At 42.8% G+C, this 19363-nt stretch carries 16 protein-coding genes; 8 read left to right on the top strand and 8 right to left on the bottom strand.

Annotated features, from left to right (window positions below):
• Positions 1–3: 3 nt before the first annotated feature.
• Together JMW64_RS10995 and JMW64_RS10990 are read right to left on the bottom strand one after the other, a co-directional pair.
• A complete protein-coding gene (locus JMW64_RS10995; protein WP_201554698.1) occupies positions 4–732 on the bottom strand; it encodes a DOMON domain-containing protein in 729 nt (242 codons plus the stop codon).
• Between the two features lie 224 nt (positions 733–956).
• Positions 957–1265, bottom strand: coding sequence for a YhbY family RNA-binding protein (locus JMW64_RS10990; RefSeq protein ID WP_045444184.1), 309 nt, complete (start codon positions 1263–1265; stop codon positions 957–959).
• Positions 1266–1608: 343 nt separating this feature from the next.
• On the opposite strand from JMW64_RS10990, the gene JMW64_RS10985 reads away from it, so the two are divergent.
• The 7 genes from JMW64_RS10985 (at position 1609) to JMW64_RS10955 (ending at position 9281) form a co-directional block, all read left to right on the top strand.
• Entirely contained in the window at positions 1609–2241 is a 633-nt protein-coding gene (locus JMW64_RS10985; RefSeq protein ID WP_045444188.1) for an RlmE family RNA methyltransferase, read from the top strand.
• A 401-nt stretch (positions 2242–2642) separates the two neighbouring features.
• Entirely contained in the window at positions 2643–4538 is a 1896-nt protein-coding gene (ftsH, locus tag JMW64_RS10980; RefSeq protein ID WP_055124711.1) for an ATP-dependent zinc metalloprotease FtsH, read from the top strand.
• Between the two features lie 188 nt (positions 4539–4726).
• The gene (gene folP, locus JMW64_RS10975) at positions 4727–5623 is read left to right on the top strand and encodes a dihydropteroate synthase (protein ID WP_201554697.1); all 897 of its coding nucleotides are present in this window, start codon (positions 4727–4729) and stop codon (positions 5621–5623) included.
• Positions 5624–5652: 29 nt separating this feature from the next.
• Positions 5653–5934: an FAD assembly factor SdhE gene (locus JMW64_RS10970; protein ID WP_045444191.1), complete on the top strand. Its 282-nt coding sequence runs from the start codon at positions 5653–5655 to the stop codon at positions 5932–5934.
• Positions 5935–6026: 92 nt separating this feature from the next.
• On the top strand, positions 6027–6470 hold the full coding sequence (locus JMW64_RS10965) for a hypothetical protein (RefSeq protein ID WP_045454123.1): 444 nt from the start codon (positions 6027–6029) through the stop codon (positions 6468–6470).
• 302 nt (positions 6471–6772) lie between these two features.
• Positions 6773–7516, top strand: coding sequence for a YidB family protein (locus JMW64_RS10960; RefSeq protein WP_201554696.1), 744 nt, complete (start codon positions 6773–6775; stop codon positions 7514–7516).
• A 307-nt stretch (positions 7517–7823) separates the two neighbouring features.
• Positions 7824–9281 (top strand): anion permease, encoded by a 1458-nt coding sequence (locus tag JMW64_RS10955; RefSeq protein ID WP_201554695.1) that lies wholly within the window; start codon positions 7824–7826, stop codon positions 9279–9281.
• Positions 9282–9314: 33 nt separating this feature from the next.
• On the opposite strand, the gene JMW64_RS10950 is transcribed toward JMW64_RS10955, so the two are convergent.
• The 3 genes from JMW64_RS10950 to trmB all read right to left on the bottom strand — a co-directional run bounded on the left by JMW64_RS10950 (position 9315) and on the right by trmB (position 13413).
• Positions 9315–10421: a regulatory protein RecX gene (locus JMW64_RS10950; RefSeq protein ID WP_201554694.1), complete on the bottom strand. Its 1107-nt coding sequence runs from the start codon at positions 10419–10421 to the stop codon at positions 9315–9317.
• Between the two features lie 57 nt (positions 10422–10478).
• On the bottom strand, positions 10479–11531 hold the full coding sequence (gene recA, locus JMW64_RS10945) for a recombinase RecA (RefSeq protein ID WP_055124705.1): 1053 nt from the start codon (positions 11529–11531) through the stop codon (positions 10479–10481).
• A 1030-nt stretch (positions 11532–12561) separates the two neighbouring features.
• Positions 12562–13413 (bottom strand): tRNA (guanosine(46)-N7)-methyltransferase TrmB, encoded by an 852-nt coding sequence (trmB, locus tag JMW64_RS10940; protein ID WP_201554693.1) that lies wholly within the window; start codon positions 13411–13413, stop codon positions 12562–12564.
• 298 nt (positions 13414–13711) lie between these two features.
• On the opposite strand from trmB, the gene JMW64_RS10935 reads away from it, so the two are divergent.
• Complete coding sequence (locus JMW64_RS10935; protein ID WP_201554691.1) at positions 13712–14641, top strand: pilin; 930 nt, start codon at positions 13712–13714, stop codon at positions 14639–14641.
• Positions 14642–14714: 73 nt separating this feature from the next.
• Here the strand turns inward: JMW64_RS10935 and JMW64_RS10930 are convergent, their stop codons facing one another.
• From JMW64_RS10930 to JMW64_RS10920, 3 genes are all read right to left on the bottom strand, one after another.
• Positions 14715–16601, bottom strand: coding sequence for a monovalent cation:proton antiporter-2 (CPA2) family protein (locus JMW64_RS10930; RefSeq protein WP_201554690.1), 1887 nt, complete (start codon positions 16599–16601; stop codon positions 14715–14717).
• Between the two features lie 75 nt (positions 16602–16676).
• A complete protein-coding gene (locus JMW64_RS10925; RefSeq protein WP_201554689.1) occupies positions 16677–17381 on the bottom strand; it encodes a hypothetical protein in 705 nt (234 codons plus the stop codon).
• A 607-nt stretch (positions 17382–17988) separates the two neighbouring features.
• The gene (locus tag JMW64_RS10920; protein WP_201554688.1) at positions 17989–19185 is read right to left on the bottom strand and encodes a cation diffusion facilitator family transporter; all 1197 of its coding nucleotides are present in this window, start codon (positions 19183–19185) and stop codon (positions 17989–17991) included.
• Between the last annotated feature and the right edge of the window lie 178 nt (positions 19186–19363).

Genomic DNA, 19363 nt, shown 5'->3' with positions numbered 1-19363 from the left:
GAGTTAAAGCTCAAATCTCGACCAGTGGCTACGATTGTGAAAGTCAGGCGGGGAGGTGTGGTTTGGGGCAAAATATAAAGCAATCTCACCAAACCATAAAATAACGCAAGGATGTATTTGCTCAATCACAGTATTTGCGATGGCGTACTGCTGATTGGGTCGTTGGATTACTGGTACATTAAAGCTGCGCTCATAATGATGAGGTTTATTTGCGACTGATGGATCATTAAATAAAGGATTCTCCACGTACCTTAATGTTGGCTTTACATTATTTATCCAATTAATAGACGCGCGCGCCTGTCCATCAGCTGCATATAAGGGTGTTGGCGGTAAGGTCGCAGGATTACGATAGCTTTCAAATTGATATAGCGCGTAACGACCGTCTGGATTGGCATTAATCTCGATATAGGGCGTTGCCTTTTGAGCATCCGTTAGATTTTCATCATTTATCAGACGACCAGCGATAAAACACTCAAGGCAAGTCTCTTCCCACAAGTAATCATCGAATATTACTTGCGCTTGCTGCCACACTGACCAGTTTAGCTGCTTTGCTAGCAGTTGGTTGGGCAGGGTGAGTTGATAGGTTAGCTGTAAGTATAGTGATGGCTGTCGAATAATCTGAGCACGCACATTTATACAGATGCGCTGCAACTCATCTACTGTTACACCCAGTTGCTGTGCATCGTTTACTATGGTTTCGGTGGCCACACAGAGATTGAATGATTGGTTCATAGTTTAAGACCCGACAATAAAAATATAGAAGTAACCATAAGAAAAGTTGTACCGACTAAGCGAGCTAATATTACACGCTAAGTAAATCTAAAACGAGCAGACAACATAAAAGCCGCGAGCAAGATGCATCGCGGCTTTTACATTTATCGTCGCTATGTGGCTATGATTTGAGTTGATATGGCATACCATACCATCACTCAAACCAAGCTGGTCATCACATATTATTATGCATGACGTGCTAAGTTAGACAATTTTGGGTTGGCGTTTGGATTTTTACGTAGTAACAATGCCATACGACCAATAGAATGAACCAAAGACGCGTTAGCCGCTTTGGCAAGTTCCGCACCGATGACATCGCGCTCTTCTTTTGTGCCAGCAGGCAGTTTTACTTTGATGAGCTCATGATCTGATAGCGCGCGATCAATCTCTTCAGTAATGGTTGGGGTAATACCTTTGTTGCCAATCATGACGATAGGTTTGAGGTCGTGACCAATGCCTCTTAGGCGTTTGATGGTAGCGTTATCGAGTTGCATAGAATTCCTAGGTGTTGGTAAAAATAAAAGACAGTGCTATTAAGAGCAGTTGACGACCATTATAGATAATCTGTGGTCATCTTGCATGAGATCAGCAGGATTTTGCACGATTTTACGTGATGAAAATGTTAAACTGAATGTTTGGGCACATTATAAACGCTACTGTCTGATAAATCAGTGTTTTAACCAATAGAATTTAGTCAGTTTAAGACTGCAAATGTATAAAAATCTTGATTGATAGCATACTCGAATGAATTTAACCCATATCGAAAGTGCTTCATAAATCTTTTAGCTACTTCAGTAATATGTATAAATGTTTTGCAAAGCAATAGGAGCAGGTATTTTGGCCACGCGTATCGAAAATAAAAAACTGTCAAAGAGTAGTAGCGCTTGGATGAAAGAGCATATTGACGATCATTATGTGCAAAAAGCGCAAAAAGATGGCTATCGTGCCCGTGCTGCCTATAAATTATTAGAAATTAATGAAAAGACCAATATTATTAAAAAAGGCATGACGGTTGTGGATTTGGGCAGTGCTCCAGGCAGTTGGTCTCAAGTGGCAGGTCAGCTGGTAGGCGAAAAAGGTATTTTGATTGCCTCTGATATTCTGCCGATGGATACATTGCCTGATGTGACCTTTATTCAAGGCGACTTTCGCGAAGCAGAAGTGTTTGATGCGATCATGGCAGAGGTTGGTGATAGGCAGGTCGATGTAGTGCTGTCCGATATGGCACCAAATACGGCAGGAAACAGCGCAATCGATCAGCCACGCATGATGTATTTATGCGAGCTAGCAGTGGACTTTGCGCTTGCAACCTTACCAGAAGGTGGCGCACTTATTATGAAAGTGTTTCAAGGCGAAGGCACACAAGAATTACGCAAGCAGATGCAGCAGGATTTTAGTAAGATTCGTAGTATCAAACCAGGTGCGTCAAGACCACGGTCAAAAGAGATGTTTTGGATAGCGATTAAATAATCATAACGTCGTTGTGTCATAGCCATTGTAAGCTAGATAATGTGTCACCATAACATAGAGTCATGAGCGCATTGAACCCGCTACAATCGTTAACTGAATAATAGCGAAACCTGCTTGAATTATGCAGGTTAGCACCACATATCATGGTATATTAACTTTGTTTCAAGCATATGTTTTAGGCAAAGTCGTCTGACAATAAGCGCCTGATGTGCTCATCTACGATAGATATATAGGTCATTAATATTTATAACTTGTGAAAACGGTCCCTATGCAGCATTTGAGTTGTATGAGTCTGACTCATAAGTTTTGGCTATGAATATATCTACTAAAAAATGAGCGATACGTTTATAGACGTCACGTGTTTAATAAACACACCAATAAGTAAGGGATGGGAATAACTAGTGAGCGACATGGTAAAAAATACCTTATTGTGGCTGGTGGTAATCGGCGTTTTGGTGCTGGTGTTTAGCGGCTTTGATCAATCATCCGAGCCGGATAGCCTTAACTACTCTGAGTTTGTGACCGCCGTGTCAGAAAACCAAGTAGCCAGCGTTGAAATCGATGGCGAGCAAATCACCGGCGAAAAGAAAAATGGTTCATCATTTGAGACCATTAGACCAGCTGTGTCAGATGATGAGCTCATGCCATTGCTGCGTGAGAACCAAGTCGAAGTCCAAGGGACTGCCCCAAAACGCCAAAGCGTCTTGATGCAATTACTGATAGCCAGTTTCCCAATTCTATTGATTATTGGTCTGTTTTTATTCTTCATGCGTAATATGCAAGGCGGCGCTGGCGGTAAAGGCGGCGGCCCTATGAGCTTTGGTAAGTCAAAAGCTAAAATGTTGACTGAAGACCAAATCAAGGTGAACTTTGAAGATGTGGCTGGTTGTGAAGAGGCCAAAGAAGAAGTGGTTGAAGTGGTCGAATTTTTACGCGACCCTGATAAATTTACCAAGCTTGGTGCGACGATTCCACGTGGTATCTTAATGGTAGGTCCTCCAGGTACCGGTAAAACCTTGTTAGCCAGAGCCATTGCGGGTGAAGCTAAAGTGCCGTTCTTCTCAATCTCAGGTTCTGATTTTGTTGAGATGTTTGTCGGTGTCGGCGCCTCACGTGTCCGCGATATGTTCGAACAGGCTAAAAAGAGCGCGCCTTGCATAATCTTTATTGATGAAATTGATGCGGTCGGTCGTCATCGTGGCTCGGGTATGGGCGGCGGTAATGATGAGCGTGAGCAGACACTGAACCAATTATTGGTCGAAATGGATGGTTTTGAAGGCAATGAAGGCGTAATCGTCATTGCCGCGACCAACCGTGCGGATGTGCTTGATAAAGCGCTATTGCGTCCAGGTCGTTTTGACCGTCAGGTACAAGTGGGCTTGCCAGATATCAAAGGCCGTGAGCAAATTCTTAAAGTGCATTTGAGAAAGCTGCCGAATACTATCGGTGTGGATGCCAATGCATTGGCTCGCGGTACACCAGGTTTCAGTGGTGCGCAGCTGGCCAACCTTGTCAACGAAGCGGCATTGTTTGCAGCACGTCGCAACAAGACCAGTGTTGATATGAATGACTTTGAAGATGCAAAAGACAAGTTATATATGGGTCCTGAGCGTAAATCAATGGTCATTCGTGAAGAGGAGCGCCGTGCGACCGCTTATCATGAAGCAGGTCACGCCTTAGTCGCTGAGCTACTACCAGGTACCGATCCTGTGCATAAAGTAACGATCATGCCGCGTGGTTTTGCGCTTGGGGTTACTTGGCAGTTGCCAGAGCATGACCAAACCAGCATGTATAAATCAAAAATGCTGAGCGATATTGCTATCTTATTCGGCGGTCGTATCGCTGAAGAAGTCTTTATCAATCAAATGTCGACGGGTGCTTCTAACGACTTCGAACGTGCAACCAAGATGGCTCGCGCCATGGTGACGAAGTACGGTATGTCTGATGCGCTTGGTATTATGGTTTATGAAGATGAGGACAGCTCGCAAGGCTATTTTGGCTCTAGCAGTCGTACGATTTCAGAAGCCACGCAACAAAAGGTCGATGAAGAAGTTCGCCGTATGTTAGAGGAGCAATATGATATCGCGCGTGAATTGATTGAAGGCAATCAAGAAAAAATGCATGCGATGGTAGATGCCCTAATGAAGTGGGAAACGATTGACCGAGATCAGTTGCAAGATATCTTAGCAGGTGAAGACCCACGTCCACCTAGAGTTTATCAGCACAACGAAGTCAACTTATCGAAGAATGATATTAAAACAACCAACTCAACACCGCCACCGTTACCAGCGATGTAGTTATTAATTGATTCATATTCAATAGAAGAAGCCCTTTATCATAAAGGGCTTTTTTTGTTGTCCATATTTCGTGAAGGGTTTAGTACAGAATAGAGTTTACTGGTATCATAAGCACAACGCATAACAAGCACAGTGCATAACAAGCAGTCTGCAATAATTAGAATGTTTTGATGAGAGATAATTTGGTTATGTCCTTATTTCAGCCCTTACCCAGCTATAAGATATCAAGTCGTGATAAAACACTAGATCTATCGCAGCCTCATATTATGGGTATTCTTAATGTCACACCCGATTCGTTTTCAGACGGTGGACAGTTCAATGTGGTAGATAAAGCAGTTGTTCATTGCCAGCAGATGATAAAAGAAGGTGCGACTATTATCGACATTGGCGGTGAGTCTACTCGCCCCAATGCGGATGCTGTGGGCACTGCTGAAGAGATGCAGCGTGTTGTGCCAGTGGTTCGAGCCATTAGGCAGCAATGCGGGGAGGATATTTGGCTATCCATTGATACCAGTAATCCAGAGGTTATGAAAGCGGCTTTTGACGCTGGTGCTGATATTTGGAATGATGTACGAGCACTCAAACGCGAGGGTGCAGCAGTACTAGCGGCGGAGCTTGATATACCCATCATGCTGATGCACATGCGCGGCGAGCCAACAACGATGAATAATTTGGCACAATATGACGACATCATTAGTGACATAAGGGATGAGCTATTATCGCGTATTGACGAAGTAACAAGAATCGGTGTTAAACGTGAGAAAATTATTATCGATCCAGGCTTTGGTTTTGCGAAAGATTATGAGCATCATTGCGCACTATTAAGCCAGCTTAGCAGGCTACAAGCGCTTGGTTTTCCGATGATGTTTGGCATTTCACGCAAGCGTTTTTTAGCGGAAGTATTGAGCAAGGGTGGCGTCGAAGTCGTTGCTACTACCAACACGGTAGATCGTGATGTGGTAGGTACGGCGGCTGGTATCTTTGCCCTACAGCAAGGCGCTGGCATTATACGCACCCATAATGTGGCGATGATGCAGCAAGCAGTCGCCTTGTGGCGCCAATTATCTGCGCATAATTATCCTTAATCCCAATTTAAAATAATGAGAGTACTTTTATGACCACCCCGATTCAGCCAGAACCAACCAATGAACAGCGCCGCATTATCTATCAAGCACGCCGCGGATTAAAAGAGTTAGACTTTTATATTGACCTTTATGTTAAAGAAATTTACTTAACGGCAGAGCCTGCTGAACAAGAGACGTTTGCAGAAATGCTGACTCATGAAGACCCTGATTTGTTGGATTATTTCACCAATCAAAATCGTCCAGAAAACGAAGAAATATGGGCGTTAGTCAATAAAATTAAGACATGGCGTCATACCAAAGATTTGACTTAAAGACTGATTTAGATATAAAAAATGGTTGTCCAGAGCTGGCATAGATAGGCCTGAGCAACATAATGGTCTGCCGTTTTTTTTGGTGATAAAATATGACCTTGGCAAATTCGTTACGTATTGATACGGCTATTCGGCCTGCCAGCTATGTGCGTTTGCTGCTTTATAGTGGGTTGACCGCCGTCATGGCTGTACTGGCGTGGCTTGCTTCTTTACTGTTATGGCAATATGTGCTTATTTTAATCGTTACCGCCGCGGTGATTATTTATTTGACATTATCACGACCCATACTGCTGCACCTTAGCCAACCACCACTTAGTCATCGTGTTGAGCAGCATTGGCAGCTACTGCTCCGTACGGGTCGCGGTGATGAGCTATGGCAGGCACAATTAATCGCTGTCTCTGGATATCGATGGGCGATAAGCTTTGAATTCAATGTTATAGAGCCTTATCAGCGCTCTTTATCAGTGACCATCTTTCGAGATCAAGTGAGCCTTGAACAATGGCGAGAGTTGAATGTTTTGGCTAGATTATATTGAATATTCATAAATGGTGCTTATCAGTCCCATCGCCGAATGTTCAATATGCCTAACATAAACGCCGAAAATACGAGTTAAGGTAGTATTTTTTTATAGTGTCCAATGGGGGATTTTTTTCAAGAATTTACGAACGCCTACATGTCATAACAAAACACCTATCTGGATAGCGAAATAGATTTGTTATATTGCAAGAGAATTGTGAATCGCATAAGTAAATCGAGCTGTTGATTAATATATTAAATTAGCAGCGAAGTTTTTAGCGGTTTATAGATAATAAATAATATGACAAAAAGGAATCGAAAATGAGCTTATTAGGGAATTTGGTTAGTCAGGTGGCCCGTCGTGCGATGGATCCTGAAGATGCGCAGCGTAATCCTGTAAATCAACGCATTGATCCACGTCGTACAGGTGGTCTTGGGGATATATTGGGTAGCGTGCTAGGCGGTGCTAGTCAAACTGGTGGCTATAATCCACGCCAGTATGATCGTCAGCCAGACAATGGTTTTGGCTTAGATGATATTCTCGGTGGGTTAACAGGCGGTGGACTCACTGGTGGCAATCAAAGTGGCGGCGTCAATTCTAATGCCGGCGGTCTTGGAGACATATTAGGCAGTGTGCTAGGTGGTCAAGCCATGGGTAGTCAAACGAGAAAATCTGGATTCGGTGGTAAAGGTATGCTAATCGCTGCACTTATGCCAATGGTACTAAGCTGGATCAAACGCAATGGCGGCTTGAGTGGTGCATTATCGAAAATCACAGGTATGGGTTATGAAAACCAAGCGCGTTCTTGGATGAGTAACCAACAAGACAATGACAACCTTGATCCAAATGATATCAGTCAGTTATTCGATGAAAATGAGATTCAGCAGGTTGCAGCACATACTGGTGCTAATGACGTAGAAGTCCGTCAAGGTCTTGCTGAATTGCTGCCAGAAGTAATGAATCAGCTGACACCAAGTGGCAATTTGGATAATGAATCTGAAGCCAATGAAGAGATTGATCAAATCATCAATCAGCTATCTAGTCGACTAGGTGCGTTAAAATAAATTTATCTTTTAAAGAAAGTCGCAATCGTTAATGCCAAAAAGTTAATACCATAAAAAAGAGTACGTTATCCAATGTGCTCTTTTTTATGGCTGTTAGTTTGACCTTACTATTGGTACTCTATTACTGAATATTTACTCTTTGTTCTAAACAGATATGTTAAAAATGGTGAATAATAGAAAAATAATTCTATAAATCTTATAGGATGGTCATATGATTCATTGAGTCTTTTGTCGCAGTGGCTACTTTGATGATCCTTTATATAATATGACTGCGTGATGGTATAAGCATTTATAAGGATACTTAATCATGCCATTTAAGCCTATTCAAGCAGCGGTTGCCATTTTGGTCGGCTTGATCATTTGGTTTGTGATACCAGTGCCTACTGGCGTTACGCCTGAAGCATGGCACATGCTGGCGTTATTCATCGCCACTATTGTCGCCATCATCGGCAAAGTATTACCCATTGGTGCCATTGCTATCATTGCAGTCACCCTAGTCGCACTTACAGGCGTGACTAGTGATAGCCCAGCACAAGCCATTAGTGATGCATTATCAAGCTACTCAAGTCCGTTGATTTGGCTAATTGGTATTGCAGTCATGATATCGCGTGGCTTGATAAAAACGGGTTTGGGTCGACGTATTGCCTATTATTTTATTTCTATTTTTGGTAAAAAAACCATCGGCGTGGCTTATTCTTTGACTGCAGCTGAATTGATGATAGCACCTATTACGCCTTCTAATACGGCACGTGGCGGCGGTATTATTCATCCTATTATGAAGTCTATCGCGCAAAGCTTTCATTCGACGCCAGAAGAAGGCACTCAAAACAAAATTGGTCGCTATTTGGCGATGGTGAACTACCACGCCAATCCTATTACCTCTGGGATGTTTATCACGGCTACTGCGCCCAACCCTCTGGTTGTAGATTTAGTGAATAAAGCCACAGGCGGTGATATTCAGCTGTCATGGACCACTTGGGCAGTGGCGATGTTTGTACCTGGTATGCTATGCCTGCTTGTGATGCCGTTAGTCATTTATATAATTTATCCACCTGATGTTAAAATCACGCCCGATGCAAAAGGTTTTGCCAAGGAAAATTTGGCAGAAATGGGAAAAATAAGTAGCCAAGAAAAAATCATGCTCGGGGTATTTGCTCTGATGCTGTTATTGTGGGCGAATATTCCCGCATTGATGTTAGGTGAGCAATATAGCGTTGATGCTACAACCACAGCATTTATTGGTTTGACGACCTTAATATTGACTGGGGTACTGACTTGGGACGATATTTTAAAAGAGAAGTCAGCATGGGATACCATTATTTGGTTTGGCGCCCTTATTATGATGGCCGCTTATCTTAATAAGCTTGGACTGATAAGCTGGTTCTCTGGCAATATCGAATCGATGATTGGCACGACTGGGCTTGGCTGGATAGGGGCTGTGACTATTTTGACCCTAGTATACTTATATATCCATTACTTCTTTGCTAGTACCACGGCTCATATTACTGCATTATTTGCAGCATTTTATGCGGTGGGTTTAAGCTTGGGCGCACCGCCGATGTTATATGCGCTTATTTTAGCCGCAGCGGGCAACATCATGATGACGCTTACGCATTATGCAACTGGTACTGCGCCAGTCATTTTTAACTCTGGCTATGTGACGTTAAGAGAGTGGTGGAGTATTGGCGCGATTATGAGTGTGGTAAATCTGGTCGTATGGATCGGCGCTGGTTTGATTTGGTGGAAGCTGCTTGGTTATTATTAAAGGTTAAAGGTTAATAATGTGCGCTTAAACGAGCTAAAAACGCTCATCCAATGTCTCCAAGGTGTAATTTAGCGCCTCAAAGCAGATATCGGTATTAAAGCCGCGATATTGTAAAAAACGTAGCTGACGGGCTTTGTCTTTTTGTTCAGTCGGTATGTCATCGCCGTATTTTTTGGTACGTGCACTGACTGCCAGTTTTAGCCAGTCAATGCCTTCAACTAAATTCTCGGCGCTGTCGTCTATAAACTCGCTAAATTCTTCCGATTCGGCATTCGCCATATCGATAAGCTCGTCGATATTACCTGGCATAGCAATTTTTTTACGATAAAACTCCTGCTTAATACGCCCACGTCCGCGCCCTTTGCGGATGTTTTCCCGAATAAGCATCAGGGTAGTACGATAATCACTTTGATAACCTTTTTCTTCAAACTCATCGAGCAGGGCATCGATTTTGTCTGGGTCTTGCTCTTTATCAAGCAGTTTTTGCTTGAGCTCAGCCTTGCCGTATTCACGGCGCGATAAATAATAAAATGCCAACCAACGTAAGCGGCTTTCGGCTTTAATGGCATCAATATCCGCTTGGCGTTGTTCAGGGGTACGCAAATACGCTTTAAGCGCCGCGGGTAGGTTATCGGCTGTGCTATGCGCAGAAGTATTGGTAATGGCAGCATCGGTTATATACTGTGATTCTTTGTTAAATTCATTATCAGTAGCCGCGCTATCGTCTGGTTCACTATGAATATTTTGTTTAACTTCAGCCAGCATCTCTTTGATACTTTGCGCTTTTGGTTGCTGATAAGCAGGCACGTCACTAGGCTCAGGGCTAAAGTTAGCCGCTGGGTGAAAACGCTTTTTACGTTTCTTATTTTTAGCAGGATTTTTATTGGTAGAAGAGTGAGCCTCAACGGATTCTACTGAAAATTCAGCATCGTCAGATAATGAATGGTCTTCACGAGAGTAGGTTGAATGCTTGCGCGTCTTAGTTGTTTTTTTAGGATTGCCTTGATAGGAATGCTGAGAAAATTTGGAGGATTCAGAGTGTTTGGAAGATTTGGACGGTTTTTTTGATTTGATAGTAAGACTACTCGCTGAATCGGCATCGGATTCAGCGAGTATTTCAGCTAAGGTTTTAATGTTCATAACAATTTAATTTTCATAACAAGTCATGATTATTGATAACGGTTAATCATTGCGCCGTTATTGTACAGGGTCAGAGACCAACGCTTCATTGGCTTTATCTTCGGCTTTGGTCTCTTTCTTTGATCCAAGCTTTTCTTCACGGATTTTAGCTTCGATTTCTTGCGCAATCGCAGGGTTTTCTTTTAAGAACAGCACAGAATTGGCTTTACCTTGACCGATTTTTTCGTCGCCATAGCTATACCAAGAGCCTGCTTTACCAACCGCACCAATTTCAACACCCAAGTCAATCACTTCGGCTAAGTGGTTGGTACCTTCACCATAAGTAATTTCAAACTCTGCTTGGCGGAAAGGCGGTGCCATTTTGTTTTTGATGACTTTGACACGGGTTTGGTTACCGATGATTTCATCACCATTTTTGACCGCACCGATGCGGCGAATGTCCATACGCACTGAGGCGTAAAACTTAAGCGCGTTACCACCAGTCGTGGTCTCAGGGCTACCAAACATCACACCAATTTTCATGCGAATTTGGTTGATAAATACCACCATACAATTGGAGCGTTTGGCGTTACCTGTGATTTTACGTAGGGCTTGGCTCATAAGACGCGCTTGCAAACCCATATGTGAGTCGCCCATCTCGCCTTCAATTTCTGCGCGCGGCGTCAAGGCAGCAACTGAGTCAATGACGATCATATCGATAGCACCAGAGCGCACCAACATGTCGGTAATTTCAAGTGCTTGCTCACCATTATCAGGCTGAGACAGCAATAGCTCATCAGTATTCACGCCAAGCTTACGCGCATAAACAGGGTCAAGCGCATGCTCAGCATCGATAAAGGCGCAGGTGCCGCCTTGTTTTTGACATTCTGCAATTGCCTGTAGCGTCATGGTCGTTTTACCTGAGCTTTCTGGGCCATAAATCTCTACGATACGGCCTTTTGGTAGACCACCAATGCCAAGTGCAATGTCCAGACCCAACGAACCTGTTGATACTACATCGACATCCATAATAGCTGAGTCGTCACCTAAATGCATGATGGTATTCTTACCAAACTGCTTTTCGATTTGACCGAGTGCTGCTTTAAGGGCTTTGGCTTTATTGTCGTCCATACTGGATTCCTTGTCTTCAATCATTGGTTAAAACTATAAATTTGATATGATAAATAAAATGTTTGTAGCTACGAAGATTAACGGCTCAATAGTACTGATGGCTATCTAAATAATAGGCAGCGTTCGTTCAATGTCTATCTAAGATGAATGGGTTAAGGTATCGATGATGTAGACAGTAATATTAGATATATCACTCTACTATACAGTAAAATCGAATTATGATAAAAGTAAAATTAAGTTCATAATCAGCGCCAACAGGTGTGATTTGTAGGCCACATTATGCTCGTTGAGCCTTAACTGTTTTCTAAAATGCGGTTGATTAGGTAAGGTGATTATAACAAAAACCAAGGAGCATATAGAGGATTCAATGATGCTAAACGACACTAACTGTCGCATTGTATATAAGTGATAACTTGTGTAATCTAGTTGCTGAATACATCCTAATTTTGGATAGGATAATGCTGCCCTTTGTCAATAGCATTAAAAGTTGTCCACAAGAAATAAAGCGTCTAAATTTAGCTTTTGTGAAACATCAGTGAGGATTAATTTAATTTAAAAATATATTAAAAATAAATTACAGTATTATGAAATACAGTTTAACTTACTGATTTAAAAGGTTTTTTAAATTGTATAAAAAATGAACGATTTTACCTCATCCTTTGAGCTATCTAGGGAAATTGTTGTCAAGTGCGTACTTATGCACAGGGTTATCCACAGCTTATGGGGAGAACTCATGAATCCCTTATACTATCAATGTTTGAGTAGATAGGTAACCTGTGAGTGTGGCGCTGGAATATATTTTTTACCCCTATATGTAGCATTATCAATTTAAAAATTCTATGAAAATAGACGATGTTTCACGTATTAAAAAAATTTTATTATTTTTAATAAAAATACTTATAGCTTGTCCATTAAGGGTTGTAGCCGAAAAAAATCAAATAATATTGTCATTAGATAATTTGCAAGCACAAAAAAGCGGCTAAATAATTTAGCCGCTATACAGAAGTCACCGAAGATAAGTGAGCCGAATCTAATCTTTGATATAGATTAAATCCCAAACGCCATGTCCACTATTTATACCGCGGCGCTCAAATTTGGTCATTGGACGAAAGTCAGGGCGGTCGGTGAAGTTACCTGCGCCTGCTTGATTGGTTAAACCAGTAAAACCGTCTAAAACTTCAACCATCCAAAAGGCATAATGCTCCCAGTCGGTTGCGGTATGGAACCAGCCGCCTTGCTTTAGACTACGAGTCACAATCGCCATACGTTCAGGGCTGACGAAGCGGCGCTTGTGATGGCGCTTTTTTTGCCATGGGTCAGGGAAGTAAAGCTGGATACGATCAATATGGTTTTCTGGTAGTTGCTTGAGCAGTTGAATAGCGTCACCGTTAATGATTTTGACGTTATTTAAATTTTGCGTACCTGCCATATAGGCGCATTTACCGATGCCTGGCTCGTGCACTTCGACACCAACGAAATTGCGGCTAGGTTCTGCTGCCGCCATCTCAATGAACGAATCACCCAGTCCAAAACCGATCTCTAAAGTAAGCGGTGCTTCACTACCGTTAGGGCTATCAGCGAATAGCGTTCGTAGATTGTCAATACCATCAAGATTGCCATCACCGAAACTGTTATTGACCAGGTACTCAGAAAATTCTGGCGCGGTTAGTGCCAGTTCGGCATTTTTATTCATGTGCGTACGTCGTTTCATAAAAGTATTGACGATACGTAGATGTTTGCTTTCTTCAGGCTCACTCTCATTACTAATACGGGCTTCAATGTCAGTATTAGTATTGCTTTCGGTGTTAGTACTGAGGACTTTTTGCTCATCAGTAGTACTCGTACTATCGATGTGATCATTAATATCAGGATGTGGACTCATAGGATTGACAAGGCTTCATAAAATGGGTGATGTACGCTTATTATAAGTTAAATCTATACAGCTGTGAACGGACAATGCTTTTTTAATATTGTTATCGTTCATTCAGCATAAAAAAGTGAAAGTGTTGATCTTGTTTGACGTATCACATATAGATTGGCATTCAGCTGCCTTGACTATCCTTTACATTGAATTAACGGTATTTATCTGTCGTTTTACTGTTTTGTGCATCGGTTTTGGCGTTATCATATAAAGTGAGTAATGGATTTAAATTTTTCTTCATCGTTAATAGGGGTCATCTATGCTATTTATCGAGACGGATTCGCCGCCCCCTTTTTATCAAGAACAGCTGACTCCTGCTAAGCGTACACAACTTGATAAATGGTTTATCGGTCACCGTAGCCAGCATTATTATCTGAAACGTTTTGAGCAGTTCGATGCGCAAGGTTATCTGTCGCCAAAATGGCATTGGGCAGCATTTTTTGTGACTTTTCCTTGGCTCCTCTATCGCAAACGCTATATGGATGCGATTGTCTATAGCGTAGCAGGCTGGTCGTTTATTCAGCTCAATGTGGCATTGGTACTGGTTGCGTTTGAATTTTTGGCGATGTCCTTCATCCCTGATGCTTACCAGATGGCGACACGCATAGGCATTGCCGCGATCATTTGGTTATTTTGGTCGTTCATGGTGGCGCGTTGGACGGATGCGTATTATTACCGCATGGCGCGACGTGAGATTGCAGATGCTATCGATGATTATCCGCATGACGAAGCAGCGCAAAAGGCACATCTGCGCCGAGAAGGTGGGGTCAGTTTATTTGGGTTAGGATTGGGGTTTGGTATTTTTGCTTTTGCTTTAATGGTCATTAAGATACAGTTTCTGCCAATTATTGCCAAGCCAAAAGCCAATGAAGTGCTGTTCGATGCGTATGATATAGCCAAAACGGCACAAAATCGTGTGGCACTGATTTATCAACAGACAGGGCAATGTCCAATGGATTTGCCTATCGATACAGGCACTCAGCAGATACGAATTGATATCGATAAAGAGGCCGCTGGCGTAGTAGAAACGGATTGTGCAGTCATTGCGACCATACAAAATGTTCAGTTCCCTATCCGCTATCTAAATCAGCAGACACTGGTTTTTTACCATGTGCCAGACAGCGATAGTTGGAACTGTACAAGTTCACTAAATAAGAAACTGGCACCAGCAAGCTGTATGCCCGATTAGGGCATGTTTGATGATTTAACCATGACACTGACTATTTGTGAATCATCAAACACGCTTTAAAATATATAAATATTTAGGTGTTAGAGTCAGTTGCAACATCGTCCTTTCTATCAACGGGTGTTGCTTTACTTTTTAGCGCGTCATAAAAATCTGTTAAGTCCATTTTTCGGGCTTTATCAATGTCTTCATCAAACAAGCTTTCTAGCTCTGCCATCGCTGATTGTGCGGATTCAATCATGCTGGCTTCATCATCGTAGATCGCTTGCTGACGTTCAATCAAGTCATCGTCGTAATCGCGGAAAGTTTGCACCGTCTCGCGCGCTTTTTCTGGTGAGATGCCAAGCAGTTGTAGCGACTCACGCGACATATCCAAGGACGATAGGTAAGTCTCACGCCAAATATGACGCACACCGACCTCACGTAACCGATAATAATGCTGACGGTCACGTGCCCGTGCCAAGACAATCAAGTCTGGATAGTTTTTACGTAAGTATTGAGCCGTGGTGATAGAGCGCTCTAAATCATCAATGGCCAAAATAAACACACGGGCTTTTTTAATACCAGCCGCGCGCAATATCTCAGGGTTTTTTGGGTCGCCGTAATAGACTTGGTTACCAAATTTACGAACGAAATCGACGCGATTCGCTGAGCGTTCGATGGCGGTAAATTCGATGTTATGCATGCGTAGTACACGACCGATAATCTGACCGACGCGCCCAAAGCCAGCAATAATGACTTGATGTTCATGATCGGGAATGGCATCGTATTCGCGGCTGGGTTTGCTTTTGGCAAATAAAGGCTCACCGATTTTCTCAAGTAACAAAAATGCCAGCGGTGTGAGTGCCATGGAGATAGTGACGATAAGGTTCAGGGTATTGGCAAGCTCAGGTCGTAAGACATTTTGAGCAGTAGCGACACTGAATAAAACAAAAGCAAATTCACCACCTTGAGCGAGCGTCACACCCAGTCTGATACTGGTTGGCCAGCGATTGCCTGATATCTTTGCAATGGCGGTAATGACACCAAATTTGATAGCCATCAATGCCATTGCACAGCCAATGATAAACATAGGTTTTGCCAAGATAAGTTTGACATCAGTCAGCATACCGACCGACATAAAAAATAAGCCAAGTAGCAACCCTTTAAACGGCTCAATACTGGCTTCTAGCTCATGGCGATACTCAGAATCTGCGAGCAGTACCCCTGTCAAAAAAGCACCCAATGCCATCGATAAACCAATTTGACCCATCAAAATAGACACACCCATCACGATAAATAGCGCAACGGCGGTCAGCAGTTCTGATGCACCACTAGAGGCTACAAACTTAAAGAAGGGACGAACGACATAACGACTAGCAAAAATCAGTCCAGCAAAAACCGCAAAAACTTTGCCAAAATAAATCAAATCATAACTTTGTTCGCGCACCCCTGATAGGAAAGGAATGACGGCTAGCAAAGGGATAACTGCAATATCTTGGAATAATAAAATCGTGAACGCTTCACGACCGTGGGTGCTAGAAAGCTGCTGTTTTTCAGTCAGTATTTGTAGTACAAAAGCTGTGGACGACAAGGCAAGGCCAAAACCGACGATAAAAGCAGTATCGAGCTGTAAGCCAAAAATTTGATGTAACAGCCCCATTAATAATGTGCCAGTCAGACCAACTTGCAAACCACCGAGGACAAATATCGAACGCCGCAGTGCCCATAATCGTGAGGGTTGCAGTTCAAGCCCGATAATGAATAGCAGCATGACCACGCCAAACTCAGAGAAGTGTAACAAGCTCTCAGCATCGCCTGCGACGTCTAGACCACTGGGCCCCAATATCAATCCTGTAATGAGATAACCTAAGACCGTCGCAATGCCAAAACGTTTACCAAGGGGTACAAAGAGCAGGGCTGCTCCTAAGAAGATTGTAGCTTGTAACATTAAATTTGGTGAGCCGGTGGCGGCAGCGAACATCTGGAATCCTTAGCAATCATGATAAAATAAGCGGTACAATATGGGCATGGCAAAATAAAAAAATCTTAGCATACGTTATTTTTTACGATAAATCTTCCACACACCATTATCGGCAAGTGGATTGTTATAAGCATCGTTACGGCGCTTACGCGGGGTCTGGCGACTGTCTACGATTTTGAAATCGGGCAGCGCATGGACGATAAGCCCCGTTCGATAAAAACGTACGCGTTCAGGCTCCAGCATCTCGCCCTTGCTATCACGGCAAAATACATAGGCGCGCAAATCAATAAATTCACGATGCGCCACCAAACGCGCCTCATCATCATTATCAAATACGGCACTCATACGCACAATTTCATCAGCACTATAGTCACCACACTTATCAGTAAGCGCACCGACCGAACCGAAGCTTTTGGATTCTTTTGCACGGGTCTTGGTCAAATGTAGTCTTTGAACATGATAGATAAATTGCGGTATCTCAAGGCTGGCTGGTAGCGGCAGATGATCGGGCGGTAGATTGGCCGCAGGATAAAACGCCATGGCGCGCTCAAGCAGATTACGCCAACGCTGCTGATAGGCTTGGACTTCGGCGATATTGCCTTCATAAATTGGCATATCACGAACTTGACGCAAAATATCAGGCGGAAACTGCTCATCTCGAAAGCTAGCAATGTCTTCTTGCAGCGTCGATAACAATGCTTTGGCATGCTTTTTACCCTCTGCTGAGATAGGGTCATCAATGTGGCTTGGAGCAACAAAAGGAGCTGAGCGTCTCGACATGGCAGAAAATAATCCATTAGTGGTAAATTGAGTGTTTCAGCTTTAAGTATACAGAATTTATATGAAAAATATGGCGGTGAGGCTAAATTTCCCATCATTTTTAACATGCCATTACAATGCTAAAAATCGGCGTGATATAAGTTTATTTAAGATAAAGCCTATTTATGTCGGCGCATAAGGCGTTATGTTCATGCACGATGATTCGCCCACTGATAGTAAGTTGCGCGGATTATTGAAGATTTTTAGCAAAATAATTTTAAGGATTTTCGGGGCAGGACTGACGCGGTTATTTGGATTTTGGTCGCCGCTTACGTCATATATGGCACCCGCTTATTTGACACCTATCATGACTGACGCATGAGATTTTCGGATTCGAATCATATTCTTATCGTTGGGGTTAGGTATTTGGTCAATAACAGCGCTTTGGCTCATTTGGTGCATATGGAATTATGATTGCCACCATTTGATAAAATGTCGCTAATCAATGATAGGCAACGTTTAAATTGATATTTGAATGAAGAATGGTCTTTTCAATGTTTAATGTCTGACTTTCAAAGTCTGACTTTCAAAGTCTGATTTTCAAAGTCTGACTTTCAATGTCTCATGCTTAATGATTGTGACCAATATGATTATTACCCTCTGTTTGTTGTTCTGAGATATCGCAGACCAGCGCATCGCTATGTGCCTCAGTCTGCGGATGTGATGCGCTTTCTACCTGAATGGTCGCATGATGGATACCGAGCTCAAGCAAGCTTTGTTCTAAATTTTCAATCAATATGCTGGATTCATGAATATTCATCTCGCCATCGACAACGACGTGACAAGACAAGGCATTTAGACCACTGGTAATACTCCAAACATGCAAATCATGGACTTCTTGTACTTGCGGATGGGTAAGCAGTTTTTTTTCGACATCCACTAAGAATATGCCTTCTGGCGTGCCTTCCATCAAAATATGGACCGAATCACGCACGACGCGGTAACCACTAAATAAGATCAGTATTGCGACAATCACCGAGGCTGCTGCATCCGCCCAAACCCAGCCGAAGCTCATCATCAAAAGCGCGGCCATGATAGCGGCAACCGAACCCATTAAGTCACTCAATACATGCAGGTAAGCACTTTGCATATTAAGGTTGACCGGTGCTTTACTCGCATTTTTTCCTTGAGTGTCTTCGTGACTGTCTTTATGACTACCAGCATGACTGTGACCATGTGCATCTTCGCCGCGACTGCCTCGATGCATCAGCCACGCAACCAAAATATTGACCAACATACCGATAGTAGCAACGATAAGCATGCCTTGGGTAGCAATTTCAGGCGGTGAATTGAAGCGCTTAATCGCCTCATAAAAAATCATTAGCGCAATAATGACCAGCGTCGCACCATTGACTGTTGCGACTAAAATCTCAAAGCGTTTATAACCAAACGTCTTTTGATGAGTAGCTGCTTTTTCACCAATTTTAAATGCTATTAACGTCGCGCCAAGTGCGATTGCATCACTTAGCATGTGACCTGCATCAGATAATAGCGCCAAACTGCCAGTCAGCCAGCCACCGATGGCTTCAATAAACATATAGCCTGTGATAATGATAAAGCTAAACAGCAAGGTGCGCTGATAGCCCTTGGTATCTCGCGGGGCTGTTGTTTGCTCTAAGTGTTCATCGTGATCGTGAGTGGCTTGATTGTCATGAGTGTAGTTGCTCTCATCGTCTTTATGCAGATGGTTAGCCACATTAACATTAATATTATCATTCTGATGAGAATGGTTGCCTTGCTCAGCGTTTGATTTATTTTGACTCATAACAACACTCAGAATGACAGAAGAGGAAATTTGATTGCTTATAAGGCTGGGCTTGCTGTTCGCAAACTAGCCAGATATAAAGAATTTAGCATATTTAATAAACGCTTGCTGTATCTGGGCAGTAAACGATGAATTTCCTATTTTGAATAACCTTCTTTATTAACGGCGAGCTACAGCA

This window comes from Psychrobacter immobilis, from assembly GCF_904846065.1.
In the GTDB taxonomy this organism is placed as follows: Bacteria; Pseudomonadota; Gammaproteobacteria; order Pseudomonadales; family Moraxellaceae; genus Psychrobacter; species Psychrobacter immobilis_H.
This window is presented reverse-complemented; position numbering and strand designations above follow the sequence as displayed.